Origin of the sequence: Streptomyces luteoverticillatus (genome assembly GCF_003970715.1) — a bacterium.
GTDB classification, from domain to species: domain Bacteria; phylum Actinomycetota; class Actinomycetes; order Streptomycetales; family Streptomycetaceae; genus Streptomyces; species Streptomyces abikoensis.
This window is the reverse complement of record NZ_CP034587.1, coordinates 2,692,302-2,708,798: the sequence shown is the minus strand read 5'-3', so window position 1 is coordinate 2,708,798 and position 16,497 is coordinate 2,692,302. Positions and strand designations below refer to the sequence as shown.

Below are 16,497 nucleotides of genomic sequence, written 5' to 3'. Positions count from 1 at the left end.
GGTTCGGAGAGACTCTTCGCCCATGACTCAGACCACCGATCACACCCCGCACACCGCACGGCAGGCCGACCCCTTCCCGGTCAAGGGGATGGACGCGGTCGTCTTCGCCGTCGGCAACGCCAAGCAGGCCGCCCACTACTACTCCACCGCCTTCGGCATGAAGCGCGTCGCCTACTCCGGCCCGGAGAACGGCAGCCGTGAGACCGCGAGCTACGTGCTCGAATCCGGCAGCGCCCGGTTCGTCTTCACCACCGTGATCAAGGCGAGCACCGAGCACGGCCGTTTCCTGGCCGACCACGTGGCCGAGCACGGCGACGGCGTCGTGGACCTCGCCATCGAGGTGCCCGACGCGCGGGCGGCGTACGCCTACGCCATCGAGCACGGGGCCACCGGCCTCACCGAGCCGTACGAGCTGAAGGACGAGCACGGCACCGTCGTCCTCGCCGCCATCGCCACGTACGGCAAGACGCGCCACACGCTCGTCGACCGCTCCGCCTACACCGGCCCGTACCTGCCCGGCTACGTCGCCGCCGCCCCCATCGTCGAGCCCACGCCCCGCCGCTTCCAGGCCATCGACCACTGCGTGGGCAACGTCGAGCTCGGCAAGATGGACCAGTGGGTGAGCTTCTACAACAACGTCATGGGCTTCACCAACATGAAGGAGTTCGTGGGCGACGACATCGCCACCGAGTACTCCGCGCTCATGTCGAAGGTCGTCGCGGACGGCACCCGCAAGGTGAAGTTCCCGCTCAACGAGCCGGCCATCGCCAAGAAGAAGTCCCAGATCGACGAGTACCTGGAGTTCTACAACGGCCCCGGCGTCCAGCACATCGCGCTGGCCACCAACGACATCGTCGCCACCGTACGGGCCATGCGGGAGGCGGGCGTTCAGTTCCTGGACACCCCCGACTCCTACTACGACACCCTCGGCGAGTGGGTCGGCGAGACCCGGGTGCCCATCGACACCCTCCGCGAGCTGAAGATCCTCGCCGACCGCGACGAGGACGGCTACCTGCTCCAGATCTTCACCAAGCCGGTCCAGGACCGCCCCACGGTCTTCTTCGAGATGATCGAGCGCCACGGCTCCATGGGCTTCGGCAAGGGCAACTTCAAGGCCCTCTTCGAGGCGATCGAGCGCGAGCAGGAGAAGCGCGGCAATCTTTAGCCTCGCGGCGTGGCCCGCCGGGTCGCGGGTGTTTCGGCTGCGGGCCGGTTGTGGCCGGTCGCGCAGTTCCCCGCGCCCCTTCGGGGCGCGCGATCTTTCCGGCGGAGACGCTCGGTGACAGGGTGGGCCCATGGGTGATCTCATCGATCAGTTGCGCACAGGACTTCCCGCCGAAGCCGTCCTCACCGACCCCGACGTCACCGCCTCCTACGCCGCCGACATGGCGAGCTTCTGCGAGCGCGGCGCGCCCGCCGTCGTCGTGCTGCCGCGCACCGTGGAGCAAGTGCGGCACGTCATGCGCACCGCTACGGCGCTCCGCGTCCCCGTCGTCCCGCAGGGCGCCCGCACGGGGCTGTCCGGCGCGGCCAACGCCATCGACGGCTGCGTCGTCCTCTCCCTTGTCAAGATGGACCGCGTCCTGGAGATCGACCCGGTCGAGCGGATCGCCGTTGTCGAACCCGGCGTCGTCAACGCCGTCCTCTCCCGAGCCGTCGCCGAGCACGGCCTGTACTACCCGCCCGACCCGTCCAGTTGGGAACAGTGCACCATCGGAGGCAACATCGGCACCGCCTCCGGCGGGCTGTGCTGCGTCAAGTACGGCGTCACCGCCGAATACGTCCTCGGCCTGGACGTCGTCCTCGCCGACGGCCGGCTGCTGACCACCGGCCGGCGCACCGCCAAGGGCGTCGCCGGGTACGACCTCACCCGTCTCTTCGTCGGCTCCGAGGGCAGCCTCGGCATCGTCGTACGGGCCGTCCTGGCACTCAAGCCCGCGCCGCCCGCGCAACTGGCGCTGGCCGCCGAGTTCCCCTCCGTCGCCGCGGCCTGCGAGGCGGTCCGCAGCATCATGGCGCGCGGGCACGCGCCGTCCCTGCTGGAGCTGATGGACGCCACGACCGTACGGGCCGTCAACTCCCTGACCCACATGGGCCTCCCGGAGACCACCGAAGCCCTGCTGCTCGCCGCCTTCGACACCCCCGCCCCCGCCGCCGACCTGGCCGCCGTCGCCGAACTGTGCCGCGCCGCCGGCGCCACCGAGGCCGTCCCCGCCGAGGACGCCGCCGAGTCCGAACTGCTGCTGCAGGCCCGCCGGATGTCCCTGCCCGCGCTGGAGCGGCTGCGCCCCGCCACGATGATCGACGACGTGTGCGTACCGCGCTCCCGGCTCGCCGAGATGCTGGACGGCACCGCCGCCATCGCCCGCGAACACGGCCTGACGATCGGTGTCGTCGCCCACGCGGGCGACGGCAACACCCATCCCGTCGTCTGCTTCGACCCCGCCGACCCCGACGAGACGCGCCGCGCCCGGGACTCCTTCGACGCCATCATGGCCCTGGGGCTGGAGCTGGGCGGCACCATCACCGGCGAGCACGGGGTGGGCCTGCTGAAGAAGGACTGGCTGGTCCGGGAGGCCGGGCCGGTGGCGATGGAGCTCCAGCGCGGCATCAAGGCCGTCTTCGACCCGCTCGGGCTGCTCAACCCCGGCAAGGTCCTCGATCCCGGCCTCGATCCAGATCTCGGTCCAGGCGAGGTCCGCGACCCGGCGGCCGGGGGCGCGGGGGAGTGACCAAGGGGCCCGGGGGCCGGCGCGGCGGTCACTCCATCGGGTAGCCCGCCCGCGCCCTGCCCTCCCCGAACGGTGCCTTCCGCCTCACGCACCGGAGGTCAGCAGTTCCTCCAGGGCCTCGTCGAGGGCGAGCCACTGGCCCTCCAGGCCCGGTGCCACGAGCCGCAGCGTCCGCTCCAGCCAGCCGGACACCTCCTTCACCGGCACCGTCACCAGCGCCCGGCCCTCCGGGGAGGACAGCGCCAGACAGACCACGGAGCGTCCGTCGACCTTGCCGGGGAAGATCCGCACATCCCCCTCACCGGCTTCCCGGAACACCCCCTCGATCAGCAGGTCCCTGGAGAAAGTCCAGGTCACCTGCCGTGGCGAGGTGATGTGGAAGCTGAGGTGGACGGCATAGGGGTCCTCCGTCCGGTAGGTCAGCCTGGCCGGGATCGGAACGCTGTGCTCCGGCGACAGCACCAGGTCGGTCTCCAGGTCTCGTACCACCTCGGTGTGCATGGGCGCACCCCTTTCTGCTCGTCCGTTCGGGATCGGTTACGGGTGAAGAGAGTGCGCCGGACGGGTTTCATTACGCGGTTTCGGCGAACAGTTTCAAGATTTTCGTGCCGGGGTGCGGCGGAGCCGCGGTGGCGCGGGTGAGTCGCACGTGTGAGTGGCCCCGGCCGGGGACGGTCACAGAGGAAGGGGCGTTCTGGTAGACCTGGTGACCACCCCTTATGTACGGCCGAGCAGATACGGGACACCGGAGACCATGAGCGCACCTATCTCGGGATCCGCCGACGGCAGCCCCCCTCAGGGCTTTTATCCGGACCCGTCCATTCCGGGCTACATCCGTTACTGGAGCGGTGCGGCCTGGGTGCCCGGTACGAGCCGGCCGGCGCCCGCCAAGGGGGAGCCGATGCCCGCGCCGCCGCCGTCGGTGGCCGCCGCGCGGCCTCCCGCGCCGACGCCGCCCGCTGTGTCGCGCGCGTCCGCCGCGCCCGCCGCGTCGCCCGCGTCCGCCGAGCCGGTCGCGCAGCGCGCGGCGGACGAGACGGGGCCGGTGTTCCTGGACGAGGAGCCGGAGCCCGAGCCGGGGCCCGGTCCCGGGCACGGGTCGGCCGGGGGCGGGGCCTGGCAGGCGGCCGGCGCCCAGGAGCAGCAGGTCTCCTGGGGTGGGGCCGCGGCGCTGCCCAGGGCCCGTGACCCGCGGCTGCCCGAGCCGGCCGCGGCGGAGCCGGTGGCCCCGGAGCGGGCCGAGCGTCCCGTGCCCGGCCAGGGCACCTTGGACCTGCGGCCCAAGCCGCACGGCTCGGCGCCCGGCGGGCCGCCCGCGCCCATCTCGGCGGACGCGCCGGCGGCCCGTCAGGCGTGGCCCGCCCAGCGGGCCAGGGAGGCGGCCCCGGTGGCACCGGTCGCCCCGGCCACCCCGGTCGCCCCGGCCGGTGGTTCCCAGGGGGTCGCGCTGCCCGCCCGGCGCCCGGAGTCCGCGCCCGTTCCCGTGGAGCGGCAGCAGCCGGTGGGCTGGGCCCAGCAGGTGCACCAGCTCGCCCAGCAGGGGCCGCAGGCCGCGCCCGGCGGCGCGGTGGCCGAGCCGGTCGCGCCGCCCACGGCGTGGAAGCCGCCCAAGGACGACCCGTTCCTGCGCGCGGCCCAGGCGCAGGGCCGCCCCGCCGCGCTCGGCCGCAGGCTCGCCGCCCGGCTGGTGGACTCCGCCGTGCTGGGCGGAGTGGTGAGCGCGGTCGCGGTGCCGCTGTGGGCCAAGTCGGTCGAGCACATCGACGAGAAGGTGGAGCAGGCCAAGCGGACCGGCCGGACGGTGACGGTCTGGCTCCTCGACGGCACGACGGGCACGTACCTGGCGATCGTGCTCGCCGTGCTGCTGGTCGCCGGCCTGCTGTACGAGGCGCTGCCCACCGCTAAGTGGGGACGCACGCTGGGCAAGAAGCTGTTCGGGGTACGGGTGCTGGACATCGAGTCGCACGACACGGCGCCGGTGCGGGCGGCGGTGCGACGGTGGCTGGTGTACGGGGGGCTCGGGGTGCTGGCCGTCGGGCTGTTGAACGTGCTGTGGTGCGTTTTCGACCGGCCCTGGCGGCAGTGCTGGCACGACAAGGCGGCGAGGACGTTCGTGGCGTCGGCGGGGGATTAGCCCCCGAACGGCACAGCGGCGGATGCGTCCCGTAGCGCCCTGGGTTCTACTCGGGCCATGAGCACCGATCAGCCGCCGCCCCCGCCGCCGGAACCGCCCCCCGGGGGTCCGGGGCCGTACCCCGGCCCGCCCCCCGGTGGCCCGTATCCCGGCGGCGGCCCGTACGGAGGCCCGTCCGGCGACCCGTACGGAGGCCCCTACGGCGGCGCCCCCCTGGGCGGCGGCCCCTACGGGCCCGATCCGCTCGCCGGTATGCCCCCGCTCGCGAACCGCTTCAAGCGGCTCGTCGCCCGCGTCATCGACGGGCTGATCGTGAGCATCCCGATCAGCGTGATCTTCTCGCTCTCGACGCGGAACTACGACCCCTGGAACGACCAGGCGCGCTCCACGAGCCTGTCCATCATCGTCGCGGTCGTCTACTTCGTGTACGAGGGCCTGATGCTGACCACGCGTGGTCAGACGGTCGGCAAGATGCTGATGAAGATCCGGGTCGCGATGCTGGACAACGGCGCGATCCCGGAAGGGCGGCCGGGGTGGACGCGCGCCGCGGTCTACTCCCTGCCCGAGATCGTGCCGTGCTGCGGCTTCGTCTTCTGGCTGGTGAACGTGTTGTGGTGCACCTGGGACAAGCCGTACCACCAGTGCGTCCACGACAAGGCGGCCAGGACCGTCGTGGTCTCGACCGTCGAGTGAGAATGACCGCCGAGTGAGAACAGCCGCCGAGTGGGTCAGCCGTTGAGTGAGTGCTCTCCCACGGCCGAACCGGCGTGCGCGGGCGTGCGCCGCTCGGGCAACCCGGCGGCGGCGCCCGCCGCTTGACGTTCCCGGCGGGTGCGGGCCGGGACGGTGACGGCTACGGCGCAGCCGAGGAGGAGCGAGGCCAGGGCCAGGGCGCCGAGCATCAGGACCGACCCGGTGGGGGTCAGTAGCAGGAGCGCTGCGGCGGAGAAGACTACGGTGGCCGATCCGTAAGCGATCTGTGCAGGAGTCGGACGCGGCATGGCGGTATCCGTCCTCAAGGCATCGATATGCGGGGGGATATAGGGGGCCGGAGTCTGGCGGTACGTCTGTCGGTACGTGCCGTTGGTACGTACCGCACTTCGACTCTACGGTGCTGTCTGCCCTGGCGGAACTGCTGGTAAGCGTGACCTAACCCACGGTGCCCGGAGCGAAAGGGGCGCACGGGGGCGTTTGGTATGTCGTCAAGTGAGTCGAGCGCGCCCGGTCTCGCCCATTGACGCCCGTTATCCGCAACTTAAAGGCCGGATAACGTACTTGCTTTGCTCGCCATGGTCAAGATCTGTCTTTTCTTGCGTCACTCAGGTCAAATACCTCCACAGTTCTTACTGGGGAGGACATTCACAAGTGAAGATCAGCCATCGGAGGGTCGTCCGATCCGCCGCGGCGGCCGTTGTGGTCGCGGCGCTCGGTACGGGCACCCTGGCGGCGGGTGTCGCGCAGGCGGCGGGCGTGACCAACCCGTCCGGCGCGGACCAGGTCCCGGCCAAGATCCAGCGGCAGGACCCGGCGCAGGTCAAGCCCGGTGTGGAGCACGACCTCAAGGGCCCGTTCAGCAAGAAGCAGGAAGCTCAGCGCAAGGCGGCGCTGGAGCGGGTCGTCGCGGGTGACGCCAAGCCGGAGCAGCGGGGCGCCTCCAAGGTCGTCCAGCTGGGCAAGGGCAAGTACGTCGAGCTCGGCCGCGAGAAGACCGACAAGATATTTACGATCCTGGTCGACTTCGGCGACAAGGTCGACAACACCACCATGTACGACCCGGACGGGCCCGACGGCCCCAAGCCCCCCGTGGTCAAGTACGGCGGCACACCCGGCCCGGCGCACAACACCATAGCCAAGCCGGACCGTGCGAAGGACAACAGCACGGCCTGGCAGAAGGACTACAACCGCCAGTACTTCCAGGACCTCTACTTCTCGCACGACAAGGACAAGGAGTCCCTGTCGAAGTACTACGAGAAGCAGTCGTCCGGCCGTTACTCGGTCGACGGCCAGGTCACCGACTGGGTCCGCGTCCCGTGGAACGAGGCCCGTTACGGCTCCAACTACTGCGGCTCCACCAACTGCCCCAGTGCCTGGGACCTGATCCGCGACGCCGTCAACCAGTGGGTCTCGGACCAGAAGGCCGCCGGTCGCAGCGACGCCGACATCAAGGCGACCCTCGCCCAGTACGACCAGTGGGACCGCAACGACTACAACCACAACGGCAACTTCAACGAGCCCGACGGTTACATCGACCACTTCCAGATCGTCCACGCCGGCGAGGACGAGTCCGCGGGCGGCGGCGCCCAGGGCAAGGACGCCATCTGGGCCCACCGCTGGTACGCCTACGGCTCCGACGCGGGCAAGACCGGCCCCGCGAACAACAAGGCGGGCGGCACCCAGATCGGCGACACCGGCGTCTGGGTCGGCGACTACACCATGCAGCCCGAGAACGGCGGCCTCGGCGTCTTCGCCCACGAGTACGGCCACGACCTGGGCCTCCCCGACGAGTACGACACCACCGGCACCGGTGAGTCCTCCGTCGCCTTCTGGTCCCTGATGTCCTCGGGCTCCTGGCTCGGCGAGGGCAAGGACACCATCGGCGACCTGCCCGGCGACATGAGCGCCTGGGACAAGCTCCAGCTCGGCTGGCTCAACTACGACAAGGCCAAGGCCGCGACGAAGTCGACCCACAAGCTGGGCGTCGCCGAGTACAACACCAAGGACAAGCAGGCGCTCGTCGTCAGCCTTCCCGACAAGAAGGTCACCACCGACGTGGTGAAGCCCGCCGAGGGCTCCTCGCAGTGGTGGAGCGGCCAGGGCGACGACCTGAAGAACACCCTCTCCCGCCCGGTGGACCTCACTGGCAAGTCCAAGGCCACCCTGGACCTGTCCGGCTGGTGGGACATCGAGGAGAACTACGACTACCTCTACACCGAGGTGTCCACGGACGGCGGCGCCAACTGGACGCCCGTCGACGGCACGGCCGACGGCAAGACGATCACCCGTGACGGCGGCGACAAGCCGGCCCTGACCGGTACCTCCGGCGCGTACAAGAAGCTGTCCTTCCCGCTCGACGCCTACGCGGGCAAGAAGATCGACCTGCGCTTCCGCTACGCCACCGACGGCGGCACCTCCGGCAAGGGCTTCACCGCCGACGCCATCGCCCTGACCGCCGACGGCGCGAACGTCTTCACCGACGGCGCCGAGAACGGTGACAACGGCTGGACGGCGAAGGGCTTCTCGCGCATCGGCGCGTCCTTCAGCAAGGACTACCCGCAGTACTACATCGCCGAGAACCGTCAGTACGTGTCGTACGACCGCACCCTCAAGGTCGGCCCGTACAACTTCGGCTGGCGGAACACCAAGCCGGGCTGGGTCGAGCACTACCCGTACCAGAACGGCCTGCTGATCTGGCAGTGGGACACCTCGCAGGTGGACAACAACGTCGGCGTCCACCCGGGCGCGGGCCGCATCCTGCCGATCGACGCCCACCCCGCGGCCGAGAAGTGGAAGGACGGTTCGCTGATGAAGAACCGCTTCCAGGCCTACGACTCGACCTTCAGCTGGTACCCGACCGACGGCTACACCGTGCACAACAACGGCGTCGCCACCCGCGTCAAGGGCAAGCTGGGCGTCCCGGTGTTCGACGACCACAAGAACACCTACTACGACCAGGCGAACCCCACCGGCGGTGTGAAGATCCGGGACACCAACACCCGGATCCGCATCCTCAACGAGGCCCTCACCGGTTCCTCGATGACGGTCCAGGTCGGCCCGGCCGGCAAGTGACCCAGCGGTAGCCACCGGCGGCCGTCGTCCCCTGGCGGACGGCGGCCGTCCGGCTTGAGAATGCCTCTCATGATGGTCTTATCGACAGCTTGGCTCTCGACGGAGACGAGAGGCTGATGGCAGGCGGTGGATACGCCCGGCTCCCCGACGGCAGCGTGGTCGTCGCCCTGTCCCTGACCGCCCCGCCCGGCGGCGGGGCCCCACCGGACACCCGTGTCCGGGTGCTGGTCCACGCGGTCAACCGCCAGCGGGCGCTCACCCGGCTCCGCAACCTCGGCCTGCGGGCCGTCTACCTGCGCGGCAACACGGAGCCGCCCACCCTCGACGAGATCACGGCCGTGCTCCACCATCCCGACGGAGTGGTCTGGCAGCCGGTCGACCACGACGACACGGAGTCCTGGCATCCGATAGCCCGGCTGATGAGGGCACGATCGAGCTCGTCCGGCGTCTGAGACCGGCGTCCGAGACCGGCGTCTGAGACCGGGGTCCCGGGCGGAGCCCGGGAGAGGCGGCGGCTCAGCCGCCCTGGACCACCGGCTTGCCGCTCAGCTCCACGCCCGCGTCCTGGAGCTCCTCCAGGGCGCGGTCCGTCGTCTCCCGCGAGACCCCCGCCGTCAGGTCCAGCAGCACCCGCGTGGCGAACCCCTCCCGCCGGGCGTCCAGCGCGGTCGCCCGTACGCAGTGGTCGGTGGCGATGCCGACGACGTCCACCTCGGTGATCCCGCGCCCGCGCAGCCAGTCCGCGAGCCCCGCGCCGTTCTCGTCGGCCCCCTGGAAGGCGCTGTAGCCGGCCTCGTAGGCGCCCTTGTCGAAGACGGCCTGGACCGCCCCCGAGGCGATCGCCGGCGCCAGGTTGGGGTGGAAACCGCTGCCCTCGGTGCCCGCGACGCAGTGCCGGGGCCAGGAGCCGACGAAGTCCGGGCGGTCCGAGAAGTGGGAGCCCGGATCGATGTGCATGTCGCGCGAGGCGACCACGTGCGCGTACCCGGCGGGGGCTTCGCCCACCAGGTCCGTTATGGCCGCGGCCACGTCGGCGCCGCCGGCCACCGCGAGGCTGCCGCCCTCGCAGAAGTCGTTCTGCACGTCGACGATGATCAGTGCACGGGTCATGTGCGGATCCTTCTGTCGAGGAGCCCTCGGCCGGTTGTACGGATCAGCCTTATGTGACCGAGGGTAGTGAGTCCGGTTCCTTAATGGGAGGGGCACTCGGGCGCCCGGTCAGGGGTGTTCCGTCGGCAGCACCGGCTCGCCGCGCGACAGCTGCGTCGCCGACATCGGCAGCGCCGCGCGCGCCGCCGCGTGCCGGTCGCGCGCCGCGCTCAGGGGCTCCCTGGCGACGGTCTCGCCGCCCCGCACGAGCGGGACGAGCAGCTGCCGCTCCACGAGCTCCGCCGGCACCTCGCCGGTCCCCACGACCTCGGCCTCCGCCACCCCGTACGCGTCGAGGCGGCGCGCGGCCCACTTGCGGCCGCCGACGGACGCCTTGCCGCCCATCGACTTCTTCGCCACCGGCCGCAGCGGCGCGTCCGCGCCGTCCTCGTCCGCCCGGGCGACCAGCTTGTAGACCATCGAGCACGTCGGGTGACCGCTGCCGGTCACCAGCTGGGTGCCCACGCCGTAGGCGTCCACGGGCGCGGCGGCCAGCGAGGCGATGGCGTACTCGTCCAGGTCGCTGGTCACGATGATCTTCGTGTCCCTGGCGCCCAGCTCGTCCAGCTGCCGGCGCACCCGGTGGGCGAGCAGCAGCAGGTCGCCGGAGTCGATCCGGACGGCCCCCAGGCCCGGCCCCGCGATCTCCACGGCCATGGCGACGGCCTCGGCCACGTCATAGGTGTCCACCAGCAGCGTCGTGCCCTCGCCCAGGGAGTCCACCTGCGCCCGGAACGCGTCGCGCTCGCTGTCGTGCAGCAGGGTGAACGCGTGGGCGCTGGTGCCCACCGTCGGGATGTTGTAGCGGAAGCCGGCCGCGAGGTCCGAGGTCGAGGTGAAGCCGCCGACGAAGGCGGCGCGCGCGGCCGCCACGGCCGCCAGCTCGTGGGTGCGCCGCGCGCCCATCTCGATCAGCGGCCGCTCGCCCGCCGCCACCGACATCCGCGAGGCCGCGGCGGCGACGGCGGAGTCGTGGTTGAGGATGGACAGGATCACGGTCTCCAGCAGCACCGCCTCGGCGAAGGTGCCCTCCACCCGCATCACCGGGGAGCCCGGGAAGTAGACCTCGCCCTCGGGATAGCCCCAGATGTCGCCGCGGAAGCGGTAACCGGCCAGCCAGTCGAGGGTGGCCTCGTCGACGATCTTCCGGTCGGCGAGGAAGTCCAGCACACCGCTGTCGAAACGGAAGTTCTCCACCGCGTCCAGGACCCGCCCGGTGCCCGCCACGACGCCGTAGCGACGCCCCTCCGGGAGCCTGCGGGTGAAGACCTCGAAGACCGACCGCCGGTGCGCCGTGCCGGACCGCAGCGCGCCCTGCAGCATCGTGAGCTCGTACCGGTCGGTGAAGAGGGCCGTCGAAGGGACGTCGACCGGGAGCCTCAGGTCCGCAGCGTTCATGGGATCAGATGCTACCCCGGTACTCGTCAGAGTGACGATTTCTGGAGGGCGTTCCGGAAGCCGTTCGTACGAGGGCCGTTTGCGCCTCTCGCGAGGGGGGCGTTTATGCGTGGGGACACGACGAGTGGCAGCATGGGAAGCGTGAGTGTTGCACCGGTCGAGATCGAACGGCCCGAAACGGGCGAGTCGCCCTACGCTGTGGCCGAACCCGACGTCCCCTGGGTGACGCTGGTCCATAACGACCCCGTGAACCTCATGAGTTATGTGACATATGTGTTCCAGGCCTACTTCGGCTACCCCAAGGACAAGGCGCACCGGCTGATGCTCGACGTCCATCACAAGGGCCGCGCGGCGGTCTCCAGCGGCAGCCGTGAGGAGATGGAGCGCGACGTGCAGGCGATGCACGGCTACGGGCTCTGGGCGACCCTCTCCCAGGACCGTTGATGGCGGGGCACTTCGAGCCGCTCGCGGGCGGCGGGGCCGCCGTCGCCCTGGACGAGGTCGAGATCTCCATCCTGCGCAGCCTGGCCGTCCAGCTCCTGGAGCTGATCGGCCCCGGCGAGGCGGAGGGTCCCGAGGCCGCCGACCCGCTGGCCCGGCTCTTCGCCGAGGGCCCCAGCGAGCCGCCGTCCGACCCCGCCCTGGCCCGCCTCTTCCCGGACGCCTACGGCACCCCCGGCGCCGAGCAGGACCACCAGGAACGCGCCCACGCGGCCGAATTCCGCCGCTACACCGAGAACGACCTTCGCGACCGCAAGCGCCAGGACGCCCTCGGCGTCGTCCGCTCGCTGGACTCCCTCACCCCCGGCGGCGAGGGGGGCGCCGTGCTGCGCCTGGAGGCCGAGGGCTGCCGGCAGTGGCTGGGCACGCTCAACGACCTCCGGCTGACCATCGCGGCCCGGCTGGAGATCACCGCCGACGACGACGGCGACGCCCTCTACCGGCTGCCGGACAGCGATGCGCGCAAGCCCATGGTGATGGCCTACCTCTGGCTCGGCGGACTGCAGGAGACGCTGGTGGAGGCGCTCACTTCGTGAAGTTACTTTCCGGTATTCGGAGTACTCTTCGGGCGTTCGTTAACCGAACGCTCAATTCCGAATAACGATCACGTCACTGTGACGGCGGCAATTAAGCCGCCGTCTTTGCTTTTGTCCTGATTTATTTGTGTCATGCGCCACAAGAGACACATTGATCTCGCCTTTAGACGTGATACTTCTTGCCGACCTGCCTCCGTGACGCCACCCCTGTCACGGCGGGGGCGCTGAGCCGGCCGACCGTCGGCACCTAGCAGGACTCCATCCGGGGGATCGGTACCCGATCCGGAGCAACCGGATCGGTATGGAGAAAGGCGCACCACCATGACCTCTGAGCAGGTCGCGGACCGCACCGCAGTGCGGGACGGAGAAGGAAGCGGACAGGAAGCTTCCGAAGGTTACGAGCGGGGACTCGGCAACCGACAGATTCAGATGATCGCCATTGGTGGCGCCATCGGCACCGGTCTGTTCCTCGGCGCGGGCAAGGCCATATCCAAGGCCGGACCCAGCCTCATCCTGGCCTACGCCATCGCAGGCCTGGTCATCTTCTTCATCATGCGAGCGCTCGGTGAGCTGCTCATGTACCGCCCGGTCTCGGGCTCCTTCTCGGACTACGCCCGGGAGTTCCTCGGCCCCTTCTGGGGTTATGTGACCGGCTGGACGTACTGGCTCTTCTGGGTCGTCACCGGCATCACCGAGGTCACAGCGGCCGCCGCCTATGTCCAGTACTGGAACAAGGGCATTCCCCAATGGGCTTCGGCGCTGGTCTTCACCGTCATTCTCTACTTCGTCAACCTGATCTCCGTAAAGCTCTTCGGCGAGCTGGAGTTCTGGTTCTCGATGGTCAAGGTCACCGCCATCATCGGCATGATCCTGATCGGCGTCGGTGTCATCACCCTCGGCTTCTCCAATGCCGGTGACACCGCCAGCTTCAGCCTCCTGTGGGACCACGGCGGGTTCTTCCCCAAGGGCATCGGCGGCACGCTGATGACCCTGCAGATCGTGATGTTCGCCTTCCTGGCCGTCGAGCTCGTCGGCGTCACGGCGGGCGAGGCCGCCGACCCCAAGAAGACCCTGCCCAAGGCCATCAACACCGTGCCGTGGCGCATCGCCGTCTTCTACCTGGGCGCGCTCATCATCATCCTGTCGATCGTCCCCTGGACCGAGTTCATGCCGGGCGTCAGCCCGTTCGTGGCCGCCTTCGCCAAGATCGGCCTGCCCGCCGGCGCCGGCATCGTCAACTTCGTGGTGCTCACCGCAGCGCTGTCGTCCTGCAACTCCGGCATGTACTCCACCGGCCGCATGCTCCGCGACCTGTCCCTCAACGGCCAGGGCCCGAAGTTCTTCGGCCAGCTGTCCAAGAAGGGCCTGCCCTTCCGCGGCACGACCTTCTCCGCCGCGCTGATGCTCGTCGGCGTCTGGATCAACTACCAGTGGCCGGGCAAGGCGTTCGACTACGTCGTCTCCTTCGCGACCATCTCCGGTATGTGGGCCTGGATCATGATCCTGGTCGCCCAGCTCCGCTACCGCCGCAAGGCGGACCGCGGCGAGCTGCCCCAGTCCGAGCTCAAGGCCCCGGGCGCCCCCTGGACCAGCCTGTTCGCCCTGGCCTTCATCTTCATGGTGATCGTGCTCATGGGCATCGACAAGGACGCGCGGATCTCGCTGTACTGCGCGCCCGGCTGGGCCGCGATCATGTGGGTGTCCTACATCGTGCTCAAGAAGCGCAACCCCAAGGCGTTCGAGCGCAAGGACTACACGCCGGCCGCGTAAAGCCTGCCGGCCGCGTAAAGCCTGAATGAACAGGCCCCGTACCCCTTCGGTACGGGGCCTGTTTCGTTTTTCTCTGCTTATCCTGACGCGCATGCTGACCATCACCCAGGCCCTGTACGACCGGATCGTCGAGCACGCCCGCGCCGACCACCCCGACGAGGCGTGCGGCGTGGTCGCGGGCCCCGAGGGCGCCGGCCGGCCCGAGCGGTTCATCCCCATGCTCAACGCCGCCCGCTCGCCCACGTTCTACGAGTTCGACTCGACCGACCTGCTCAAGCTCTACCGCGAGATGGACGACCGCGATGAGGAACCGGTCGTCATCTACCACTCCCACACCGCGACCGAGGCCTACCCCTCCCGCACCGACATCTCCTACGCCAACGAGCCCGGCGCCCACTACGTGCTCGTCTCCACCGCCGACACCGACGGCTCCGGCCCCTTCCAGTTCCGCTCCTTCCGCATCGTCGACGGCGAGGTCACCGAGGAGGACGTGAAGGTCGTCCCGGCGTACTGAGCGGGTACCGGTACCCGAGACGGCACATCCCGCATGCCGGGACGAACATACGGCTGGCGCACGGGGAATCGATACGATGCGCCCACCGTTCTCCCACTGGAACCAGGCACCTCTCCGCACTCCGACAGGAGCACCCCATGGCCATCGAGGTCCGCATCCCGACCATCCTCCGCACCTACACGGACGGCCAGAAGGCCGTCGAGGGCAGCGGCGCCACGCTCGACGAGCTCTTCAAGGACCTCGAGACCCGGCACGCGGGCATCCGGGAGCGCCTCGTCGACGACAAGGGCGAGCTCCGCCGCTTCGTCAACGTCTACCTCAACGACGAGGACGTCCGCTTCATCAGCGGCATCGCCACCGAGCTCGGCGACGGCGACAGCGTGACGATTCTCCCGGCCGTGGCCGGCGGCGCGGTCTGATCGGCGGCGCGTCCTTCATGCGCTACGACAGCCCCCTGGCCGCGGTGGGCAACACCCCGCTCGTCCGCCTGCCGCGCCTGTCCCCGGCCGAGGACGTCCGCGTCTGGGCCAAGCTGGAGGACCGCAACCCCACCGGCTCGGTCAAGGACCGCCCCGCCCTCCACATGATCGAGCAGGCGGAGAAGGCCGGCCGGCTCACCCCCGGCTGCGTCATCCTCGAGCCCACCTCCGGCAACACCGGCATCTCCCTCGCCATGGCGGCCAAGCTCAAGGGCTACCGCATGGTGTGCGTGATGCCGGAGAACACCAGCGAGGAGCGCCGCTCGCTGCTCGCCATGTGGGGCGCCGAGATCATCCCCTCGCCCGCCGCCGGGGGCTCCAACACGGCCGTGCGCATGGCCAAGGAGCTGGCCGAGCAGCATCCCGACTGGGTGATGCTCTACCAGTACGGCAACCCCGACAACGCCGGCGCCCACTACGCGACCACCGGCCCCGAGATCCTCGCCGACCTCCCGGAGATCACCCACTTCGTCGCCGGGCTCGGCACCACCGGCACCCTGATGGGCGTCGGCCGCTATCTGCGCGAGCACAAGCCGGACGTGGCGGTCGTCGCCGCCGAGCCGCGCTACGACGACCTCGTCTACGGCCTTCGCAACCTCGACGAGGGCTTCGTGCCCGAGCTCTACGACGCCTCCGTCCTCACCACCCGCTTCTCCGTGGGCTCCGAGGACGCCGTCCGCCGCACTCGCGAACTCCTCACGGAGGAGGGAATCTTCGCGGGCATCTCCACCGGCGCGGTCCTCCACGCCGCGCTGGGCGTCGCCCGGAAGGCCGTACGGGCGGGGGAGCGGGCCGACATCGTCTTCATCGTCGCCGACGGCGGCTGGAAGTACCTGTCCACGGGCGTCTACACCGCCCCCACCACGGAAGAGGCCGTCGAGACCCTCCACGGCCAGCTCTGGGCCTGACCCCGGTTCCGCCCCAACGCGCCGTCCGAACGCGCCGGTCCGTAAAAAACAGAACTGTGCACGGGTGAACTTGCACTACCGATGTTGGGAAGCGGCTGACATCATCACGTAGGAGACGCGCATGAACTGTCCCGCATGTGGATCTTCGGACATGAGGCAACTCAACAATGGAAACTGGCAGTGCGGAAGCTGCGGCGCAGTCACGGCTGGATCGAGCGGCCTGGGATGCGCTCGCCCCTGAGACGCGTGAGCGGCTGGCGGCGTTCATGACGCCGGAGGTGTTCACGGTGACGGCCGGCAGCAAGGAGTCGGCCGAGCGCTTCCAGCGCTTCATGGACACGCTGGACCGCGCCGAGGCGCACCGGCCGCCGCTGTAGCCCGTCCGCCGCCCGTTCTCCGTTCCTTTCGTTTCTTCTCGTTCGCAGGGCCCCGATCGCGCCTCACCGGCAAGCGCGGCCGGGGCCCTGGCGCGTGCGGGCGCCACCGGCGCGACCCGCTTCCGTCTCCACGTCCCTCCCCACGTCCGTCCTGGTGATTCCGCCCACACGCACCGTCCTGGAGGAGTCACGGCCCGTTCTCTCGCCTTACCC

Annotated in this window: 16 protein-coding genes and 1 pseudogene; 13 read left to right on the top strand and 4 right to left on the bottom strand. The window is 70.1% G+C overall.

The genetic code is table 11. The features are described 5' to 3' along the window. The first annotated feature begins 22 nt into the window (after positions 1–22). Positions 23–1,165, top strand: a complete 1,143-nt coding sequence (gene hppD / locus EKH77_RS11700; RefSeq protein ID WP_126914338.1) for a 4-hydroxyphenylpyruvate dioxygenase — start codon at positions 23–25, stop codon at positions 1,163–1,165. A gap of 130 nt (positions 1,166–1,295) precedes the next feature. After that, positions 1,296–2,657 (top strand): annotated as a pseudogene (locus EKH77_RS11695) (FAD-binding oxidoreductase); the annotation flags it as partial. A gap of 159 nt (positions 2,658–2,816) precedes the next feature. Here EKH77_RS11695 and EKH77_RS11690 read toward each other — a convergent pair. Next, the gene (locus tag EKH77_RS11690) at positions 2,817–3,233 is read right to left on the bottom strand and encodes an SsgA family sporulation/cell division regulator (protein WP_126914336.1); all 417 of its coding nucleotides are present in this window, start codon (positions 3,231–3,233) and stop codon (positions 2,817–2,819) included. Between the two features lie 253 nt (positions 3,234–3,486). Here EKH77_RS11690 and EKH77_RS11685 point away from each other — a divergent pair, with 253 nt between their 5' ends. Together EKH77_RS11685 and EKH77_RS11680 are read left to right on the top strand one after the other, a co-directional pair. Continuing rightward, the gene (locus EKH77_RS11685; RefSeq protein WP_126914335.1) at positions 3,487–4,866 is read left to right on the top strand and encodes an RDD family protein; all 1,380 of its coding nucleotides are present in this window, start codon (positions 3,487–3,489) and stop codon (positions 4,864–4,866) included. 57 nt (positions 4,867–4,923) lie between these two features. Continuing rightward, positions 4,924–5,559 carry an RDD family protein gene (locus EKH77_RS11680; RefSeq protein ID WP_126914334.1) on the top strand — a complete coding sequence of 212 codons (636 nt, stop codon included), beginning with the start codon at positions 4,924–4,926 and terminating at the stop codon, positions 5,557–5,559. Positions 5,560–5,594: 35 nt separating this feature from the next. Here the strand turns inward: EKH77_RS11680 and EKH77_RS33750 are convergent, their stop codons facing one another. Then, on the bottom strand, positions 5,595–5,768 hold the full coding sequence (locus EKH77_RS33750) for a hypothetical protein (protein WP_240667314.1): 174 nt from the start codon (positions 5,766–5,768) through the stop codon (positions 5,595–5,597). Positions 5,769–6,231: 463 nt separating this feature from the next. Between EKH77_RS33750 and EKH77_RS11670 the strand changes: the two genes are divergently transcribed. Both EKH77_RS11670 and EKH77_RS11665 read left to right on the top strand, forming a co-directional pair. Next, on the top strand, positions 6,232–8,652 hold the full coding sequence (locus EKH77_RS11670) for an immune inhibitor A domain-containing protein (RefSeq protein ID WP_240667313.1): 2,421 nt from the start codon (positions 6,232–6,234) through the stop codon (positions 8,650–8,652). A 116-nt stretch (positions 8,653–8,768) separates the two neighbouring features. Beyond that, positions 8,769–9,104 carry a hypothetical protein gene (locus tag EKH77_RS11665; protein WP_126914332.1) on the top strand — a complete coding sequence of 112 codons (336 nt, stop codon included), beginning with the start codon at positions 8,769–8,771 and terminating at the stop codon, positions 9,102–9,104. 64 nt (positions 9,105–9,168) lie between these two features. On the opposite strand, the gene EKH77_RS11660 is transcribed toward EKH77_RS11665, so the two are convergent. Further along, positions 9,169–9,762 carry an isochorismatase family protein gene (locus tag EKH77_RS11660; RefSeq protein WP_126914331.1) on the bottom strand — a complete coding sequence of 198 codons (594 nt, stop codon included), beginning with the start codon at positions 9,760–9,762 and terminating at the stop codon, positions 9,169–9,171. 108 nt (positions 9,763–9,870) lie between these two features. Next, positions 9,871–11,199, bottom strand: coding sequence for a nicotinate phosphoribosyltransferase (locus EKH77_RS11655; protein WP_126914330.1), 1,329 nt, complete (start codon positions 11,197–11,199; stop codon positions 9,871–9,873). Between the two features lie 132 nt (positions 11,200–11,331). Between EKH77_RS11655 and clpS the strand changes: the two genes are divergently transcribed. From clpS to EKH77_RS34745, 7 genes are all read left to right on the top strand, one after another. Next, positions 11,332–11,643, top strand: a complete 312-nt coding sequence (clpS, locus tag EKH77_RS11650; RefSeq protein ID WP_126914329.1) for an ATP-dependent Clp protease adapter ClpS — start codon at positions 11,332–11,334, stop codon at positions 11,641–11,643. Next, entirely contained in the window at positions 11,643–12,236 is a 594-nt protein-coding gene (locus tag EKH77_RS11645; protein WP_126914328.1) for a DUF2017 domain-containing protein, read from the top strand. The genes clpS and EKH77_RS11645 overlap by 1 nt, the downstream gene beginning before the upstream one ends. 321 nt (positions 12,237–12,557) lie before the next feature. Then, entirely contained in the window at positions 12,558–14,006 is a 1,449-nt protein-coding gene (locus tag EKH77_RS11640) for an amino acid permease (protein ID WP_126914327.1), read from the top strand. Positions 14,007–14,097: 91 nt separating this feature from the next. Beyond that, on the top strand, positions 14,098–14,520 hold the full coding sequence (locus tag EKH77_RS11635) for a Mov34/MPN/PAD-1 family protein (protein ID WP_126914326.1): 423 nt from the start codon (positions 14,098–14,100) through the stop codon (positions 14,518–14,520). A 137-nt stretch (positions 14,521–14,657) separates the two neighbouring features. After that, positions 14,658–14,939: a MoaD/ThiS family protein gene (locus EKH77_RS11630; protein WP_126914325.1), complete on the top strand. Its 282-nt coding sequence runs from the start codon at positions 14,658–14,660 to the stop codon at positions 14,937–14,939. Between the two features lie 17 nt (positions 14,940–14,956). Further along, complete coding sequence (locus EKH77_RS11625; RefSeq protein WP_126914324.1) at positions 14,957–15,907, top strand: PLP-dependent cysteine synthase family protein; 951 nt, start codon at positions 14,957–14,959, stop codon at positions 15,905–15,907. Between the two features lie 121 nt (positions 15,908–16,028). Beyond that, the gene (locus EKH77_RS34745) at positions 16,029–16,148 is read left to right on the top strand and encodes a transposase (RefSeq protein WP_126914323.1); all 120 of its coding nucleotides are present in this window, start codon (positions 16,029–16,031) and stop codon (positions 16,146–16,148) included. The last annotated feature ends 349 nt before the right edge of the window (positions 16,149–16,497 follow it).

Bases quoted from the DNA above. Each gene is read 5' to 3' on its own strand.
- EKH77_RS11680 (WP_126914334.1), top strand. From the start codon at position 4,924: ATGAGCACCGATCAGCCGCCGCCCCCGCCGCCGGAACCGCCCCCCGGG.
- EKH77_RS11665 (WP_126914332.1), top strand. From the start codon at position 8,769: ATGGCAGGCGGTGGATACGCCCGGCTCCCCGACGGCAGCGTGGTCGTC.
- EKH77_RS11640 (WP_126914327.1), top strand. From the start codon at position 12,558: ATGACCTCTGAGCAGGTCGCGGACCGCACCGCAGTGCGGGACGGAGAA.
- EKH77_RS11660 (WP_126914331.1), bottom strand. From the start codon at position 9,762: ATGACCCGTGCACTGATCATCGTCGACGTGCAGAACGACTTCTGCGAG.
- EKH77_RS11625 (WP_126914324.1), top strand. From the start codon at position 14,957: ATGCGCTACGACAGCCCCCTGGCCGCGGTGGGCAACACCCCGCTCGTC.
- EKH77_RS34745 (WP_126914323.1), top strand. From the start codon at position 16,029: ATGAACTGTCCCGCATGTGGATCTTCGGACATGAGGCAACTCAACAAT.
- EKH77_RS11635 (WP_126914326.1), top strand. From the start codon at position 14,098: ATGCTGACCATCACCCAGGCCCTGTACGACCGGATCGTCGAGCACGCC.
- hppD (WP_126914338.1), top strand. From the start codon at position 23: ATGACTCAGACCACCGATCACACCCCGCACACCGCACGGCAGGCCGAC.
- EKH77_RS11630 (WP_126914325.1), top strand. From the start codon at position 14,658: ATGGCCATCGAGGTCCGCATCCCGACCATCCTCCGCACCTACACGGAC.
- EKH77_RS11690 (WP_126914336.1), bottom strand. From the start codon at position 3,233: ATGCACACCGAGGTGGTACGAGACCTGGAGACCGACCTGGTGCTGTCG.
- EKH77_RS11685 (WP_126914335.1), top strand. From the start codon at position 3,487: ATGAGCGCACCTATCTCGGGATCCGCCGACGGCAGCCCCCCTCAGGGC.
- EKH77_RS11655 (WP_126914330.1), bottom strand. From the start codon at position 11,199: ATGAACGCTGCGGACCTGAGGCTCCCGGTCGACGTCCCTTCGACGGCC.
- clpS (WP_126914329.1), top strand. From the start codon at position 11,332: ATGGGAAGCGTGAGTGTTGCACCGGTCGAGATCGAACGGCCCGAAACG.
- EKH77_RS33750 (WP_240667314.1), bottom strand. From the start codon at position 5,768: ATGCTCGGCGCCCTGGCCCTGGCCTCGCTCCTCCTCGGCTGCGCCGTA.
- EKH77_RS11645 (WP_126914328.1), top strand. From the start codon at position 11,643: ATGGCGGGGCACTTCGAGCCGCTCGCGGGCGGCGGGGCCGCCGTCGCC.